General features: G+C 64.0%; 15 protein-coding genes. 6 read left to right on the top strand and 9 right to left on the bottom strand.

What is annotated here, in order from left to right:
- Positions 1–83 precede the first annotated feature (83 nt).
- The 5 genes from ACQR1W_RS35010 to ACQR1W_RS34990 all read left to right on the top strand — a co-directional run bounded on the left by ACQR1W_RS35010 (position 84) and on the right by ACQR1W_RS34990 (position 5,576).
- Entirely contained in the window at positions 84–1,277 is a 1,194-nt protein-coding gene (locus ACQR1W_RS35010; protein WP_434855031.1) for a pyridoxal-phosphate-dependent aminotransferase family protein, read from the top strand.
- 93 nt (positions 1,278–1,370) lie between these two features.
- Entirely contained in the window at positions 1,371–2,168 is a 798-nt protein-coding gene (locus ACQR1W_RS35005) for an enoyl-CoA hydratase/isomerase family protein (protein WP_008971189.1), read from the top strand.
- 131 nt (positions 2,169–2,299) lie between these two features.
- Positions 2,300–3,295: a tripartite tricarboxylate transporter substrate binding protein gene (locus tag ACQR1W_RS35000; protein ID WP_434855030.1), complete on the top strand. Its 996-nt coding sequence runs from the start codon at positions 2,300–2,302 to the stop codon at positions 3,293–3,295.
- Between the two features lie 135 nt (positions 3,296–3,430).
- Complete coding sequence (locus tag ACQR1W_RS34995; protein ID WP_434855029.1) at positions 3,431–3,979, top strand: tripartite tricarboxylate transporter TctB family protein; 549 nt, start codon at positions 3,431–3,433, stop codon at positions 3,977–3,979.
- Between the two features lie 79 nt (positions 3,980–4,058).
- Complete coding sequence (locus ACQR1W_RS34990) at positions 4,059–5,576, top strand: tripartite tricarboxylate transporter permease (RefSeq protein WP_434855028.1); 1,518 nt, start codon at positions 4,059–4,061, stop codon at positions 5,574–5,576.
- A gap of 222 nt (positions 5,577–5,798) precedes the next feature.
- On the opposite strand, the gene ACQR1W_RS34985 is transcribed toward ACQR1W_RS34990, so the two are convergent.
- From ACQR1W_RS34985 to ACQR1W_RS34955, 7 genes are all read right to left on the bottom strand, one after another.
- Positions 5,799–5,954 carry a hypothetical protein gene (locus ACQR1W_RS34985; RefSeq protein WP_434855027.1) on the bottom strand — a complete coding sequence of 52 codons (156 nt, stop codon included), beginning with the start codon at positions 5,952–5,954 and terminating at the stop codon, positions 5,799–5,801.
- A gap of 438 nt (positions 5,955–6,392) precedes the next feature.
- Positions 6,393–7,583: a CaiB/BaiF CoA transferase family protein gene (locus ACQR1W_RS34980; protein WP_008971195.1), complete on the bottom strand. Its 1,191-nt coding sequence runs from the start codon at positions 7,581–7,583 to the stop codon at positions 6,393–6,395.
- Positions 7,584–7,965: 382 nt separating this feature from the next.
- Positions 7,966–9,189, bottom strand: coding sequence for a phenylacetate--CoA ligase family protein (locus tag ACQR1W_RS34975; protein WP_434855026.1), 1,224 nt, complete (start codon positions 9,187–9,189; stop codon positions 7,966–7,968).
- A 112-nt stretch (positions 9,190–9,301) separates the two neighbouring features.
- Positions 9,302–10,141, bottom strand: a complete 840-nt coding sequence (locus tag ACQR1W_RS34970) for an ABC transporter ATP-binding protein (protein ID WP_434855025.1) — start codon at positions 10,139–10,141, stop codon at positions 9,302–9,304.
- Positions 10,142–10,315: 174 nt separating this feature from the next.
- Positions 10,316–11,608: an ABC transporter substrate-binding protein gene (locus ACQR1W_RS34965; protein ID WP_434855024.1), complete on the bottom strand. Its 1,293-nt coding sequence runs from the start codon at positions 11,606–11,608 to the stop codon at positions 10,316–10,318.
- 50 nt (positions 11,609–11,658) lie between these two features.
- Complete coding sequence (locus tag ACQR1W_RS34960) at positions 11,659–12,732, bottom strand: branched-chain amino acid ABC transporter permease (RefSeq protein ID WP_434855023.1); 1,074 nt, start codon at positions 12,730–12,732, stop codon at positions 11,659–11,661.
- 3 nt (positions 12,733–12,735) lie between these two features.
- On the bottom strand, positions 12,736–13,629 hold the full coding sequence (locus ACQR1W_RS34955) for a branched-chain amino acid ABC transporter permease (protein WP_434855022.1): 894 nt from the start codon (positions 13,627–13,629) through the stop codon (positions 12,736–12,738).
- A gap of 88 nt (positions 13,630–13,717) precedes the next feature.
- On the opposite strand from ACQR1W_RS34955, the gene ACQR1W_RS34950 reads away from it, so the two are divergent.
- A complete protein-coding gene (locus tag ACQR1W_RS34950; protein ID WP_434855021.1) occupies positions 13,718–14,083 on the top strand; it encodes an endonuclease domain-containing protein in 366 nt (121 codons plus the stop codon).
- 68 nt (positions 14,084–14,151) lie between these two features.
- Here ACQR1W_RS34950 and ACQR1W_RS34945 read toward each other — a convergent pair whose 3' ends face one another.
- Positions 14,152–16,083, bottom strand: coding sequence for a long-chain fatty acid--CoA ligase (locus ACQR1W_RS34945; protein ID WP_434855020.1), 1,932 nt, complete (start codon positions 16,081–16,083; stop codon positions 14,152–14,154).
- On the bottom strand, positions 16,080–16,901 hold the full coding sequence (locus tag ACQR1W_RS34940) for an ABC transporter ATP-binding protein (RefSeq protein ID WP_035983058.1): 822 nt from the start codon (positions 16,899–16,901) through the stop codon (positions 16,080–16,082). Before ACQR1W_RS34940 ends, ACQR1W_RS34945 begins: the two co-directional genes overlap by 4 nt.

Raw genomic sequence — 16,901 nt, 5'->3', positions numbered from 1 at the left:
CGTCGCCGCCAAGGCGGAGGACAAGTGGGCTGAATGGTGGTATGCCAGCCGCCCAATCAATTCGAAGACCGGGAAGAACGCCTATGACTTTGCATACGGGACGGCATTTTCTCCAGATTCCGGGGCCGACCAATGTGCCGGACCGCGTGTTGCGCGCGATGGACATGCCGACGCTCGACCATCGCGGCCCCGAATTTGCGGAGCTCGGTTTTGCCGTGCTGGCGGCGTCGCAGCGGATGTTCAAGACCAAGCAGCCCGTCATCATCTATCCGTCGTCCGGCACCGGCGCCTGGGAAGCCGCGATCGTCAACACGCTCGCGCCAGGCGACAAGGTGCTGATGGCCGAAACCGGCCAGTTCGCCGTGCTGTGGCGGGGCATCGCCGACAAGTTCAAGCTCGATGTCGACTTCCTCCCCGGCGACTGGCGCCATGGCGCCGACATCGCCGCGATCGAGCAGCGGCTCGCCGCCGACAAGGGGCACAAGATCAAGGCGGTCTGTGTCGTCCACAACGAGACCTCGACCGGCTGCGTCACCCCGCCGCTCGAGGTGCGCAAGGCGCTCGATCGCACCTCGCACCCGGCGCTTCTGATGGTCGACACCATCTCAGGGCTAGGCTCGATGGAATATGAGCACGACGCCTGGGGCATCGACATCTCCGTGGCCGGCTCGCAGAAGGGTCTCATGCTGCCGCCGGGGCTCGGCTTCAACGCCGTCTCGGAAAAGGCGCTCGCGGCCGCCAAGGCCAATTCCGGCATGCGCTCCTACTGGGACTGGCAGGAGGTCATCAACTTCAACAAGCTCGGCACCTTCCCCTATACGCCGGCGTGCAATCTGCTGATGGGCCTGAACGAAGCGCTCAAGATGCTGGAGGAGGAGGGGCATGAGAACGTGTTCGCCCGCCACCGCCGCCACGGCCAGGCGACGCGCGCCGCGATGAAGGTCTGGGGCCTGGAGACGCAGTGCCAGGACCCGCAGGCGCACTCGCCGGCCTTGACCGGCGTCGTGATGCCGGAGGGGCATGACGCGGATCATTTCCGCAAGGTGGTGCTGGAGAATTTCGACATGTCGCTCGGCACCGGGCTGAACAAGATCAAGGGCAAGGTGTTCCGCATCGGCCATATCGGTCATTTCAACGACCTGATGCTGATGGGGACCCTGGCTGGGGTCGAGATGGGGCTTGCGCTCGCCAAGGTGCCGCATCGCGAAGGCGGTGTGCTGGCGGCGATGGAGGTGTTGAAGACGCGCGAGGTCACGGCGATGTCGAAGGTCGCCTGAAGTCGCAATGCTGATGCTCGAACATCGACGTGGAACGGAGCGGCAATCCGTCCTAAAGCCGTTCTGCTCCCCGTCACAGCAGGAAGTCACGAGATGAACGCTCCCGTCACTGGCACCGAGGATCTGCTTTATGCCGTCGAGGACGGCATCGCCAAGATCACTTTCAACCGGCCGCAGGCGCGCAACGCGATGACGTTTGCGATGTACGAGCAGCTGGCCTCGATCTGCGAAAGCATCAACGCCGATCGCTCAATCAAGGCGCTGATCCTGACCGGCGCCGGCGACAAGGCGTTCGCCTCCGGCACCGACATCTCCCAGTTCCGCGCCTTCAAGACCGCGCAGGATGCGCTCGACTACGAGGCGCGGATCGACCGCGTGCTCGGCACGCTCGAGCAGTGCCGCGTGCCCGTGATCGCGGCAATCGCCGGCGCCTGCACCGGCGGTGGTGCGGGCATCGCGGCCTGCTGCGACCTGCGCATCGGCACGGAAAGCACGCGGATCGGCTTTCCGATCGCGCGCACGCTCGGCAATTGCCTGTCGATGTCGAACATCTCCCGCGTGGTCTCACTGGTCGGTCCGGCCCGCACCAAGGACATGATCTTCAAGGCGCGGCTGGTGGAAGCCCAGGAGGCGCTCGCGCTCGGCCTGCTCAACGAGATCGTGCCCGACGTCGAGACCTTGCAGCGGCGCGCCTTGGAAACGGCGCAGCTGGTTGCCGGCCATGCGCCGATTACCCTCGAAGTCACCAAGGAGGCCGTGCGGCGCATCCGTAGGACGCTGTCCCGCGATGAAGGCGAGGACCTGATCCTGCGCGCCTATATGAGCGAGGATTTCCGCGAAGGCATGGACGCCTTCCTCAACAAGCGGACGCCGAACTGGAAAGGGAAATAGGCAGGAAAGTGGTAGTGTGAACGATCTGCAACCTGACGCGAAGTCAAGTTGTCGCAGATCGCGAGCCGACTTGAACTAATCACAATAAGCCCGCAGTATCGGAGTGGGGTACAAGCGGGCGAAGATCGGGGATGAAACCATTGCGTAAGATCGTCACAATTGCGGCCTTGAGTGCCGCATTGTTTGCAGCCGCGCCGGCCTGGGCCGGCTGGGAGCCGACCAAGCCGGTTGAGATCGTCGTTGCCGCCGGCGCCGGCGGCGCCTCCGACCAGATGGCGCGGATGATGCAGGCCGCGATCCAGAAGAACAATCTGATGAAGGCGCCGGTCGTGGTGTCGCTCAAGGGCGGCGCCTCCGGGGCCGAAGCCTTGATGTACATGAAGTCAAGCGAAGGCGACCCGAACAAGGTCCTGATTGCCTATTCGCTGATCTACATGCTGCCGCTGTCGGCCAAGCTGCCGTTCGACTGGCATGAACTCACGCCGGTCTCCGTGATCGCGTTGGATCAGTTCGTGCTGTGGGACAACGTCGCCGGTCCGAAGTCGGTGAAGGAGTTCATCGCGGCCGCGAAGGCATCGGGCTCGCCCTTCAAGATGGGTGGCACCGGCTCCAAGCGCGAGGATCACGTGCTCACGATGTTCGTGGAGCTGAAGACCGGCGCCAAGTTCGCCTATCTGCCTTACAAGTCCGGCGGTGAGGCGGCGACCCAGCTGGTCGGCGGCCACACCGAATCCAATGTCAACAACCCGTCAGAGAATTTGGAAGTCTGGCGCGCCGGCCAGGTGCGGCCGCTCTGCGTGTTCGACAAGGAGCGCATCTCCTACACGGCCAAGGTCACGGAGACGCTGTCCTGGCATGACATCCCGACCTGCAAGGAAGAGGGGCTCGACGTCCAGTATCTGATGCTGCGCGCCATGTTCCTGCCGGGCAAGGTAACGGCGGAGCAGCAGGCGTTCTATGTCGATCTGTTCCAGAAACTGATCCAGACGCCGGAATACAAGGACTACATGGAGAAGCAGGCGCTCAAGCCGGTGTTCCTGACCGGCAAGGACATGCTGCAGTTCCTGGAGGATGACGGCGCGCTCAACAAGCAGCTGATGACGGAAGCCGGCTTTGTCGCGAAGTAGTATCGGCTACGACGAGCTGTCATGCCCCGCGCAGGCGGGGCATCCAGTATCCGGCGAATCTCGATATCTTCACTGCTGTTTCGGAATACTGGATCGTCCGCTTTCGCGGACGATGACTCCGATGTGAGTGGATGCATGTCCAACACTGATATCGATATCCAAATCGACGTCGACGATCCGACCGCGCCGGAAGAGGATTCGCCCGCAATCACCTCGAACCGGGCCGTCGACGTCGCGGTCTCGCTGCTGCTGCTCGCGCTTTCGGTGCTGCTCGGCTACGACAATTGGCGCACCGGTGCGGCCTGGGATGCGACGGGACCGGAGCCCGGTTATTTCCCGTTCTATCTGTCGGTGATCCTCGGGGCTGCCTCCCTCTATGGGCTGATTGCGGCGTTCCTGTCGCGCAAGGAGGCGCGCGAGACCTTCGTCACGCGCGCGCAGGCGCGCCGGGTGATGGCGGTGTTCGTGCCGACGCTCCTGTTCTGCATCGTGATGCAGTATCTCGGGCTCTACGTCGCGAGCTTTCTCTTGATCGCGGGCTTCATGCGGCTGGTCGGCAAGATCGCCTGGTGGAAGTCGCTGCTCACGGCCTTCATCTTCAGCGCCGCAATGTTCGTGACCTTCGACTTGGTCTTCGACGTGATCATGCCGAAGGGGCCGCTGGAAGCTGCGTTCGGGTATTAGCCTTGTTAGCTCTATCCGTCATTGCGAGCGAGCTGCGCCGCTTCACTCCTCGCAATGACTGGAGAAGTGGAAACTCCTGATGGAAGCCTTTGGCCTGTTGCTGCATGGGTTCGCCGTCCTCCTGACCTGGAAGACGCTCCTGTTGATGATGGTCGGGCTCGTGCTTGGCGTCTTCGTCGGCGTGTTGCCGGGGCTCGGCGGTCCGAACGGGGTGGCGATTCTGTTGCCGCTGACCTTCACGATGGATCCGACCTCGGCCATCGTGATGCTGTCCTGCATCTATTGGGGCGCGTTGTTCGGCGGCGCCATCACCTCGATCCTGTTCAACATCCCCGGTGAAGCCTGGTCGGTCGCGACCACCTTCGACGGCTATCCGATGGCGCAGCAGGGGCGGGCGGCGGAAGCGCTCACTGCGGCCTTCACTTCGTCGTTCATCGGCTCGCTGGTCGCGGTGCTCCTGATCACCTTCCTGGCGCCCTGGATCTCCTCCTTCGCTCTGCGCTTCGGGCCGCCCGAATTCTTCGCCGTCTATCTGCTCACCTTCTGCTCCTTCGTCGGCCTCGGCCGCGAGGACAAGCACAAGACGGTGGTCTCGATGTCGCTCGGCCTTCTGCTCGCCGGCATCGGCATGGACACCGTGTCGGGTCAGCTGCGCATGACGTTCGGTTCGACCGACTTGCTTCGCGGCATCAATTTCCTGGTTGCCGTGATCGGCCTGTTCGGCATTAGCGAGATCCTGTTGACCATGGAGGAGCGGCTGGCGCTGCACGGCCACGCCGCCGCGATCTCGCTCCGCACCGTGCTCTCGGTGTGGAAGGACCTGCCGAAATACTGGATGACGCTGCTGCGTTCGTCGGTGATCGGATGCTGGCTCGGCATCACGCCGGGCGGCGCGATCGCCGCGTCCTTCATGGGCTACAACCTCGCCAAGCGTTTTGCCAAGGATCAGGAAAGCTTCGGCAAGGGTCGCATCGAAGGGGTGTTCGCGCCTGAGACCGCTGCGCATGCCTCCGGCACCTCGGCGCTGCTGCCGATGCTGGCGCTCGGCATTCCCGGCTCGGGGACGGCCGCGATCCTGCTTGGCGGCCTGATGGTGTGGGGCCTCAATCCCGGACCGCTGCTGTTCGTCGAGCACAAGGATTTCGTCTGGGGCCTGATCGCTTCGATGTATCTCGGCAACGTCGTCGGCCTGGTGCTGGTGCTGACCACGGTGCCGATTTTCGCCTCGATCCTGCGAGTGCCGTTCGCAGCCGTGGCGCCGATGATCGTGGTTTCCTGCGCGATCGGCGCCTATGCGATCCAGAACGCGATGTTTGACGTCTGGCTGATGCTCGGCTTCGGCGTGGTCGGCTACGTCTTCAAGAAGATCAAGATTCCCTTGGCGCCGTTCACGCTGGCTCTGGTGCTGGGCAGCCGCGCCGAGGACGCCTTCCGCCAGTCGATGATCATCTCCGGCGGCGACATGAAGGTGTTCTGGTCGAACGGGCTGGTCGGCACCATCACGACGCTCGCAATCCTGCTGCTGTTCTGGCCGGTGATCGACCGCGTCGTCGGCGGCCTCAGGCTGCGGAATTCTGCGGCGAAGGTTGAGGCGTAGCTTGTAGGGTGGGCAGAGCACCGCCGTAAGGCGGTGCGTGCCCACCATTTGGCTCGGCACGCGTGGAGATATGGTGGGCACGGCGCGCGCCGCGTTTATGTTACGTAGGCATTGTCGCAGGCGCGCCTTTGCCCACCCTACGTCTACGCCGTCGCTTCAATTGGAATGGAATTGTGGCGGAGTTCGATCGCCAGCGGAATGAGCGGCGAACCAGCTCAGGCCTTAGTGGATGGTCACGGACCGGCAGGAGAGAGCGGACCCCACATCCTCGTCGAAATCGCCTTCGAGACAACCGTCAGCAGCTTCCAGCGCCGCCATGTTGGCCTGGCGCGCGACGTCCATGGCCGCAAGAAAGTCCTTCAATTCTGTCGCGCTCATGGACCGGCTCCCGGACGGTGCGAGCCGTCCGTTGCGGCCCACATCCATTGACGGAACTGAGCATACAGCGGTCCTGAAACGACCTCAATCTGACCAAGTCTGAAGTTCGGCCGTGGTGATATTTGGGCAACAGCAAGGCGCGGCGGCTTTTGTCCGTTCGTGGCCGGTAGGGCGTGCACGCATTTCCTAATTGAGCGCATCGCACGCTGGTGCGGCGGAGTCGGTGTGCTCCCTCTCCCCGTTCTTACGGGGAGAGGGTTGGCGTGAGGGGCAGACGCATGATCGGTGCGAGTCGTTGGACCTGTACCCCCTCACCCGGATTGCATCTGGCGATGCAATCCGACCTCTCCCCGCAAGCGGGGAGAGGTGAGGGCGCGCGGCTCGAGCGGCAAGAAAATGTCTTCATGCCCTAGTTCGTGGCCGCCGGCAGTTGGCTGCTCACACCACCCGATGCAGCCGGAGATCGGCGATCTCGCCGTCGGTGAAGCCGAATTCGGAGAGGATCTCCTCGGTCTGCTCGCCGAACTCCGGCGGACGCGCGGCCATCCGGCTCGGCGTGCGCGACAGCGCGAAGGGCTGGCCGACGAGCGTGATCTCGCGTCCATCGTCATTCGGCACCGGCTGCGCCATGCCGAGATGCTTGACCTGGGGGTCCTCGAACATCTGGTCGATCGCGTAGATCGGGCCGCAGGGAACGCCGGCGGCGTTCAGCTCACTGACCCACTGCTCGGTCGATTTGGTCGCGGTGTGTTCGTTGATCGCAGCATTCAGCGCATCGCGATTCTTCGAGCGTGCAGGCGCGGTCGCGTAATCCGGATTGTCGATCCATTCGGTGGCGCCGAGCACCTGGCAGAAGCGCTCCCAGATCCGGCCGCCTGTGGTGGCGATATTGATATAGCCGTCGGAGGTCTTGAACACGCCGGTCGGGATGCTGGTCGGGTGGTTGTTGCCGGCCTGTTGCGCGACATCCTTTTCCATCAGCCAGCGGGCGGCCTGGAAATCGAGCATGAAGATCTGCGCCTGCAGCAGCGAGGTCTGCACCCATTGGCCTTCACCGGAGACGTCGCGCTCGAGCAGTGCAGTGAGGATGCCCATCGCACAGAACAGGCCCGCCGTGAGGTCGGCGACGGGAATGCCGACCCGCATCGGGCCCTGGCCCGGGGCCCCGGTGATCGACATCAGCCCGCCCATGCCTTGCGCGATCTGATCGAAGCCCGGACGCTTGTGGTAGGGGCCATCCTGGCCGAAGCCGGAGATGCTGCCATAGACGATGCGCGGATTGATCTTGCGCACGCTCTCGTAATCGATGCCGAGCTTGGTCTTCACATCGGGCCGATAGTTCTCGATGATGACGTCGGCCTTCGCCGCGAGGCGCATGAAGGTCTCGACGCCCTTCGGATGCTTCAGGTTCAGGCTCATGGCCCGCTTGTTGCGGTGCAGGTTCTGGAAGTCGGCACCTTGGCGCGGGCCGCCCAAGGACTCGCCCCCATCCTCCATGACAGCGTCGATCTTGATGACATTGGCGCCCCAGTCGGCGAACTGCCGTGCGCAGGTCGGGCCAGCGCGGACCCGGGTCAGGTCGAGCACAACGAAGCGGGACAGGGCCTGCGAGGCGCGCGGAAATGCCATGCGGGAGAACTCCGAAAAGACGCGGGACGAGGTTGTATAGGAGACCGCGCGATTGGCGACAATTGCGCGCAAGCGATGTGCACGGCGCCGCTCATGAGGCTGGTGCAGGGCTCGAATGCTGAAGATGGAACAGTGCAAGTCGAGAGGTTGCGATGCCCTTACCTCGACCTCTGTTCGCCTCGCCCCGCTTGCGGGGAGAGGTCGACCGCGCGAAGCGCGGGCGGGTGAGGGGGACTCTCCACCAGCGCGGTGCCGGAGACTCCCCCTCACCCGGATTGCATCTTTCGATGCAATCCGACCTCTCCCCGCAAGCGGGGCGAGGTGAGCACCGAGTGAGCCGGAAGATATGTGATGCGACTTGGTCGATAGGGCTGCCGCAGCATCACCGCTCGTCGGCGATCACCTTGCCATCATTCGGCAGCGATCCTTTGGCCACCAGTTCGACGTTGCCGCCGAGTTTAGTCACGCTCCGCAAGGTCGCTGCGAGTTCAGTCTGCAAGGCCGCGCCGGCCGAGGCGCATTCGGCCCGCAAGGTCATCGCGTCGGCTTCGCCGGCGCGGCTGACCACCAGGCGGAGACGTCCCAGTTCCGGATGGCGCTTGCCGATCTCGGCGACTTGTTCCGGCCGCACGAACATGCCTTTGATCTTGGCCGTCTGGTCGGCGCGGCCCATCCACCCCTTGATGCGCATATTGGTCCGCCCGCAGCGGCTGATGCCGGGCAGGGCGGCGGTGAGGTCGCCGAGCGCCAGCCGAATCCAGGGGTGCTCAGGCTCGAGTGACGTCACCACGATCTCGCCGACATCACCTTCGGCCACGGGATCGCCGGTACCGGGGCGCACGATCTCGACGATCAGGTCCTCGTTCACCACCATGCCCTCGCGCGCGGAAGTCTCGAAGGCGACGATGCCGAGATCGGCGGTGCCGAAGGCCTGATAGGCATCGATGCCGCGCGCCTTGATCTCGGCCTGCAGCGACGGCGGGAACGCCGCGCCGGAGACCAGCGCGCGCTTGATCGAGGAGACATCGCGACCCGCGCTCTGCGCCGCATCCAGCAGAATCTTCAAGAAGTCCGGCGTGCCGCTATAGCCGACCGGACGATAGGCCTCGATCAGCTCGAACTGCGCCTCGGCATTTCCGGGGCCGGCCGGGATCACCGCGCAGCCGAGTGCGCGCGCCGAGGCATCGAAGATGAAGCCGCCTGGCGTCAGATGATAGCTGAACGTGTTGAGCACGACGTCGTCGCGACGAAAGCCGCTGGCGTAGAGCGCGCGGGCACCACGCCAGGGGTCGTACTGGTTCGTCTCGGGCTCGAAGATCGGGCCGGGTGAGGTGAACAGGCGTGCGAAGGTGCCGGCCGGCGGCGCAACGAAGCCGCCGAATGGCGGCGCCGCCTTGTGCAGCGATGGGAGCTCCGATTTGCGCAGCACCGGCAGCCGCGCCAGCGCCGCGCGGTCGGTGATCTCGCCGGGGTCGACACCTTTCAGCCGCTCGGCATAGGCCGGCGCCTGCATGGCCGCGCGCAGCACGGCGGGAAGGCGCGTGAACAGATCCTGCTCGCGGGCTTCGGGGTCACGGGTTTCGAGGGCGTCGTAGTGGGGGGCCATTGTTGTCACCCTAGGCATGTCATTCCGGGACGGTCCGAAGGACCGGACCCGGAATCTCGAGATTCCGGGCTCGAGGCCCTTGGCCTCGCCCCGGAATGACGATGAATCCCTTTCACAGCCATCGTTTCCGCCGCTTGAAGCTCTTCAGGTTCTTGAAGCTCTTGCGCTGATCGCCGGCGCCGCCGAGATAGAACTCCTTGACGTCCTCATTGTCGCGCAGGGAGTCCGCGGTGCCGTCGAGCACGACCTTGCCCTGCTCCATGATGTAGCCATGGCTCGCGACGGACAGTGCAGCACGCGCATTCTGCTCGACCAGCAGGATGGTGACGCCGAGATCGCGGTTGATCTCCTTGATGATGGCGAACACCTCCTTCACCAGCAGCGGCGACAGCCCCATCGAGGGCTCGTCCATCAGGATCATCTTCGGCCGCGCCATCAGCGCCCGCCCGATCGCCAGCATCTGCTGCTCGCCGCCGGAGAGATAGCCGGCGAGCCCGGTGCGCTCCTTCAGCCGCGGGAAGTAGTTGAAGACCATCTCGATGTCGGAGGCGACCTCGCGATCCCTGCGCGTGAAGGCGCCGAGCTTCAGATTTTCCAGTGAGGTCATGTCGGCGATGATGCGGCGCCCCTCCATCACCTGGAAGATGCCGTGGCGGACGATCGTCTCCGGCTCGATGCCGTCGATGCGCGTGCCGTCGAACAGGATCTCGCCGCGCGTGACCTCGCCATCCTCGGTCTTGAGCAGGCCGGAGATCGCCTTCAACGTCGTCGACTTGCCGGCGCCGTTGGCTCCCAGCAGCGCGACGATCGCGCCCTTCGGCACGTCGAGGCTGAGGCCTCGCAGCACCAGGATCACGTCGTCATAGACGACCTCGATGTTGCGGACCGAGAGCAGGGGCGGGGGCGCCGCGCTGCCTGCATCCGTTCGCGAAATGTCGAGTGTTTCGGTCATTATGGTTGTCCACTGCTGTCGTCCCCCGCGCAGGCGGGGGACCCAGTATTCCAGAGACGCCAATGCTTGATCGAGAAGCTTCGGCGTACTGGATCCCCCGCCTGCGCGGGGGATGACGACTGTGTGTGGTGCCGCTACTGATCTATCTCAGCAGCAGCTCGGCAAAGGCGCCAACTACCACCCCAGCCATTCCGGCTTGCGCGGCAGCTCGACGGTCTTGACCTTCTCGAGCTTGATCGTGCCCTTGGCCATCAGGTCGTTGAGGTCGCCCTCGGTCGGGCCGGTGACCTTCGCGCGGTAGAGGTCGACCTTCAGCGTGCCGCGGTGATCCTTCTCGGTCCAGGTCGAGGGACTGCAGACACCTTCCATCCCGGCCGGCACCCAGTCCTTCTTCTGATAGAAGCCCTTGGCGACGTTCTCGCCGGTGGCGCCGCCGTTCTTCGCGGCCCAGTCGATCGCTTCCTTCATGTAGAGCGCCGAGCAGACCGCGGCGACATAGTGCACCGGGCGATAGACCTTGCCGGTGGGATCGGACATCTTCGAGATCTCCATCACCGTCTTCATGCCGGGGGCGTCGCCGCCCCAGCCCACGGCGGTGCGCAAGGGGAAGATGACGCCATCGGCGGCATCGCCCGCGGTCTTGGCCGCGTTCTCATCCATGCCCCAGACATTCGACAGGAACTGCACGTCGACGCCGGCATTCTTGCAGGCCTTCATCACCGAGATGTTGGAGGCCGCGGTGTTGCCGAGATAGGCGTAGTTGGCGCCGGAGCTCTTCAGGCTCAGGCATTGGGCGCTGTAGTCGCCGGGCGCGAGCGCAAACACCAGCGGCGGCAGCACCTCGAAGCCGAGCTCGAGCGCGATCGCTTCGCCCGCGGCCTTCGGTGCATTCGGATAGGGGTGATTGGCGCCCATATGGACGAATTTCGGCTTGCCCGGCTTGCCTTTGGCCTTCCAATCCTCGGCCGCCCAGGTCAGCTCGGCGCGCAGCGCGTCCGAATAGCTCGGGCCATAGAAGAAATTAAAGGGCGCAGGCTTGGCCTTGCCGCTGGTGCCTTCCGGATCGGTCAGCGCCGCGGCATAGGAGCCGGACAGGTCCGGAATCTTGTCGTTGGCGAGGAAACCGGTCAGCGCCTCGGTGTCGGCGGTGCCCCAGCCCATGATCGCCGCGACCTTGTTGTCCGGCGCCGACCATTTCTTGTACAGCGCGATCGCGCGCGGCACCTGGTAGCCGTAATCGTTGCTGTCGACCGCAAGCTGTTTGCCGCCGATGCCGCCGTTCTTGTTGACCCAGGCGAAGGTGTCGGCCACGGCCTGGCCGTAGGGCGTGCCGACATCGGAGGTGCCGCCGGAGAGATCCTCGAGATGGCCGATCGCGATCTGGCCGCTCTCTGCCTGCGCCGATGATGCGAACGCGGCGGCAAGAACTGCGAGCGCTGCCGAGCCGAGCAATGATTTGATGGTCATATGGCTTCCTCCTGATATCCGGGCCGGATTGTTGCCGGTCCCTGTTGGCTTCAATGTGAGAACGGGTAGAGCTTCCAATAGGCCTTGATCTGCCGCCAGCGATGCGCGAGCCCGTCCGGCTCGAACATCAGGAATGCGATGATGATCAGGCCGATCGCGATCTCGCGCAGGAAGGTGATGTTGTTGTTCAGCGACAGCAGCCGGTCGACCGCGCTGCCCTTCAGCAGCAGGCTGATCCATTCCATCGATTCCGGCAGCAGCACCACGAAGGCGGTCCCCATCAGGGTGCCCATGATCGAGCCGGCGCCGCCGATGATGATCATGGCGAGGAACAGGATCGAGCGCTCGATGCCGAAACCCTCCTGCGAGATCACGAGCTGGTAGTGCGCATAGAGCGCGCCGGCGATGCCGGCGAAGAAGGCGGCCAGCCCGAACGACAGCGTGCGGTATTTGGTGAGATTGATGCCCATGATCTCGGCGGAGAGATAATGGTCGCGGATCGCGACCAGCGCCCGGCCGTCGCGCGTGCGCATCAGGTTGGTGACCAGGATATAGCTGATCAGCACATAGGCCAGCACGACATAGAAATACTGCCGGTCGCCGCGCAGCGCATAACCGAAGATCGAGAACGGATTGGCCGAGGCGGGCACCGAGCCGCCCGAAAACCATTCGGCGCGGGAAAAGAAGTCCAACAGGATATATTGCGCGGCGAGCGTTGCGATAACGAGGTATAGCCCTTTCAGCCGCGCGGCCGGGATGCCGAAGATCAATCCGACCAGCGCGGTGACGACGCCGGCGAGCGGAATCGCGAAGAACACCGGGATCGCGTAGGTGTTGTTGAGATAGGCCGAGGTGAAGGCGCCGAGCAGGAAAAAGGCGGCGTGGCCAATCGAGATCTGCCCGGTGAAGCCGACCAGGATGTTCAGCCCGAGCGCCGCGATGGCGAAGATGCCGATCTGGATCGCAATCGACAGCCAATATTCGGAGATCAGCTGCGGCGCGAAGCAGAGCAGCACCACGCCGGCAATCGCAAAATTGCGGCTGGTCCTGGTCGGGAAGACCGTGGTGTCCGCGGCATACGAGGTGCGGAAGTCACCGGCGGGAATCGTTGAACGCGCCACCATGGATCAGATCCGCTCGATATCGTGAGTGCCGAACAGGCCGTAGGGCTTGATCATCAGGATGATGATCAAGACGTAGAACGGCGCGATCTCATAGAGATTGCCCCAGTGCAGATACTGGCTGTCGATATATTGCGCGATGTTTTCGAGCAGCCCGATGATGATTCCGCCCAGCACGGCGCCGCCGATCGAATCTAGGCCACCGAGGATCGCCGCCGGAAACACCTTGATGCCGTAGGCGGAGAGGCCCGATGACACCCCGTTGACGACGGCGACGACGACACCGGCCACCGCCGAGACCGTGGCCGAGATCGCCCAGGCCATTGCGAACACGTTCTTCACGGAGATGCCGAGCGACTGTGCAACCTGCTGGTTGAAAGCGGTGGCGCGCATGGCGAGCCCGTATTTCGAGGCGCGGAAGAACCAGGCCATGCCGAGCATCATCAGCAGCGAGACGATAAGGCTCATCACATAGACGGTCTGGATCTGCAGGCCGAACAGGTCGATGGCCTGGCTTGCGAACACCGGCGGGAACGGCTGCGGATTGACGCCGAACATCCATTTCAGCGCTGCCTGGAACACGGTCGACAGGCCGATCGTGACCATGATGACGGAGATGATCGGCTCGCCGATCATGGGACGGAGGATCACCACCTGGATCGCGATGCCGAACACGAACATGAAGACGAGGGTGAGCGGCATTCCGGCCCAGAACGGGACCTGAAACTTCGTCAGCAATGCCCAGCAGACCCAGGCGCCGACCAGCAGCAGTTCCCCTTGCGCGAAATTGACCACCTGTGTGGCCTTGTAGATCAGCACGAACGACATTGCGACCACGCCGTAGAGCGTGCCGACCACGAGGCCATTGACGAGAAGCTGGATGAGGAAGGCGGTGTTCATCTGGGACCTGATGCTGTTACTATTGCCTCTCCCCGCTTGCGGGGAGAGGCCGGCGCGCGTAGCGCGACGGGTGAGGGGGACTATCCACATGCGCCCTGGCAATGAGTTTAAAACCGAACGCGCCCGAGAACTGCGAAAAGCTTCGACGAAGGCGGAAGGGACGCTCTGGTATCGTCTTCGCGGTCGAAGACTGAACGGACACAAATTCGTCCGGCAAGAGCCGATCGGACCTTATACGGTTGATCTGGTCTGCCGTGAGCGCCGTCTGATCATCGAAGTGGATGGCGGCCAACACGCCGACAGTCGAAGCGATGCTGCGCGTGACGCTTGGCTCATCGCACACAAATATCGTGTTCTCCGCTTCTGGAACAACGACGTGTTGGACAATATGGAGGGTGTTCTTGAGACAATCGCCACTGCGCTCGCGGAGGCTCCCCCTCACCCGGAGCGCTGACGCGCTCCGACCTCTCCCCGCAAGCGGGGAGAGGCGAAGGCCCGTGCCCTTGGCTTGCTTCGCTGCCATCACTCCGCGGCCTCCGCGATGGAGCCATGCCCGACCAGATCGACCACTTTCAGCGTGGTGCGGATGCGCTGGGTGGTGCCGTCCTGAAAGCGGATCACGGTGTCGACCGGAATTTTCGGCGCGCCCTGATAGATCGCGTCGATGATGTCAGCGTATTTCTCATTGATGACGCCGCGGCGGACCTTGCGGGTGCGGGTGAGCTCGCCGTCATCGGCATCGAGCTCCTTGTAGAGCAGCAGGAAGCGGGCGATGCGCTGCGCCGGCGGCAGCGTCGCATTTACGGTTTCGACCTCCTTTTGCAGCAGCGCATAGACCTCGTTGCGCGAGGCGAGGTCGGAATAGGTGGTGAAGGCGATGCGGTTCTTCTCCGCCCATTTGGAGATGATGGAGTAGCGGATGCAGATCATTGCCGCGAGATGGTCGCGGCCGGCGCCGAGCACCACGGCCTCAGCGATATAGGGCGAGAATTTCAGCTTGTTCTCGATATATTGCGGCGAGAAGCGCTCGCCACGCGAGGTTTCGGCGAGGTCTTTGATGCGGTCGATCACGACCAGCTGCCCGGCCGTATTGAAATAGCCGGCATCGCCGGAATGCATCCAGCCGTCCTTGATGTCAGCGCTCGATGCTTCCGGGTTCTTGTAGTAGCCGAGAAACATGTTGGGATGGCGTACCACGATCTCGCCGACGCCCTGGCTGTCGGGCGTATCGATCCTGATCTCGACGGTTTCGGCCATCGGCACGCCGGTCGTATCGGGGTCGACCTTGTCGTCGGGATGCAGCGTATAGGCCCCTAGCAGCTCGGTCTGGCCGTAGAGCGTGCGCAGCGGCACGCCCATGGCGCGAAAGAATTTGAAGGTGTCAGGGCCGAGCGCCGCGCCGCCGGTCGCGGCCGAGCGCAGCCGCGTGAAGCCGAGCCGGTCGCGGAGCGCCCGGAACAGGACCGCGTCGGCGAAGTGCGAATGCCCGCCCTTATCGAGCGCAGCGAGACCCGTGGACATGCCGATATGATAGAGCCGCTGCTTGAGCGGCGATGCGTCCATCACGCTGGCGCGGACGTCGGCTGCGATCTGCTCCCAGACCCGTGGTGCGAACAGCACGAAGGTCGGCGCGATCTCGCGGAAGTCGTTCATCATCGTCTCGGGCTCTTCGACGAAGTTGACCTTCATCCGGCACAACAGCCCTTTGCCGAGCACGTAGACCTGCTCCATGATCCAGGGCAGCGGCAGCACCGAGACATATTCGTCATCGGGACCCTTGGGATCAAAGGCAAGGTAGGTCGCGCAATGGCGCAGCACCCGCGCGGCGGCAAGCATCGCAAGCTTGGGGTGCGAGGTGGTCCCCGACGTGGTGCAGAGGATCGCGCAATCCTCGCCATCGGTCGCGTCGACCAGGCGGTCGTAGAGCTCGGGCTCGCGTGCGGCCCTGGCGCGGCCGAGCTCGGCGAGCTTGGCGGCCGGCATCAGCCTGGCATCGTCGTATTTCCGCATGCCGCGCGGATCGGAATAGATGATGTGCTTCAGCTTCGGCACGCGGTCGGCCAGGTTCAACAGCTTGTCGACCTGCTCCTCGTCCTCGGCGAACACCAGCCGTGCCTCGCCATAGTTGAGGAGATAGGCGGCTTCCTCGTCGAGCACGTCGCGATAGAGGCCGAGGCTCAAGCCGCGGATCGCGTGCGTCGCGATCTCGGCCGCGACCCAGTCGGGCCGGTTGTCGCCGATGATGCCGATCACGTCGTCCTTGCCGAGCCCCAGCTCGACCATGCCGAGCGCGAAATCGCGCACGCGCCTCTGATAGTCGGCCCAGGTGAACAGCCGCCACAGCCCGAGATCCTTCTCGCGCAGCGCGACCTCCTTGCCGTGCTCGCAGGCGTTGAGCCGCAAGAGCTTCGGATAGGTGTCGGCCTGCGCCACCCTCGCTGCATAGTCCATCATGCCGCGTTCTCCGCGACCTCAGGGACATCGTCCGGGTCGACCAGCAGCTCGTCCTCCTCGCCGAGATAGGCGCGCTTGACGTGGGGATCGGCGAGCACGGAAGCCGGATCGCCGTCGGCGATCTTGCGGCCGAAATCCAGCACCATCACGCGATGGGAGATGTCCATGACGACGCCCATGTCGTGCTCGATCATCACGACCGTCATGCCGTATTCCTCGTTGAGGTCGACGATGTAGCGCGCCATGTCTTCCTTCTCCTCGAAATTCATGCCGGCCATCGGCTCGTCGAGGAGGATCAGATGCGGCTCCAGCGCCATCGCGCGCGCCAGCTCGACGCGCTTGCGCAGACCGTAGGAGAGGGTGCCGGCGGTGGCTTTGCGCACCGACTGCAGATCGAGGAAATCGATGATCTCTTCGACCTTCTCACGGTGCTTCAGCTCCTCGCGCCGTGCGCCGGTGAGCCAATACAGCGATCCCGTGAGGAAGTTGTTCTTCAACAAATGGTGCCGCCCGACCATGATGTTGTCGAGCACGCTCATGTGGTGGAACAAAGCGAGGTTCTGGAAGGTGCGGCCGATGCCGAGGGTCGCGCGCGCGTTGGGCGGCAGGCCGGTGATGTCGCGGCCGCGGTGGAACAGCCGGCCTTCGGTCGGCTTGTAGCGGCCGGAGATGCAGTTCACGATCGAGGTCTTGCCGGCACCGTTCGGGCCGATGATCGAGAACAGCTCACCCTCGCGCACGCCGAAGCTGACATCGGTCAGCGCGCGTACGCCACCGAACCGCAGCGACACCGCGCGCGCTTCCAACGTAGTGTCCAA

The sequence above is a fragment of the Bradyrhizobium sp. HKCCYLS1011 genome (genome assembly GCF_051167795.1).
Lineage (GTDB): Bacteria > Pseudomonadota > Alphaproteobacteria > Rhizobiales > Xanthobacteraceae > Bradyrhizobium.
Note: the sequence above shows the minus strand (reverse complement) of the source record. Positions and strands in the feature narration are given on the sequence as shown.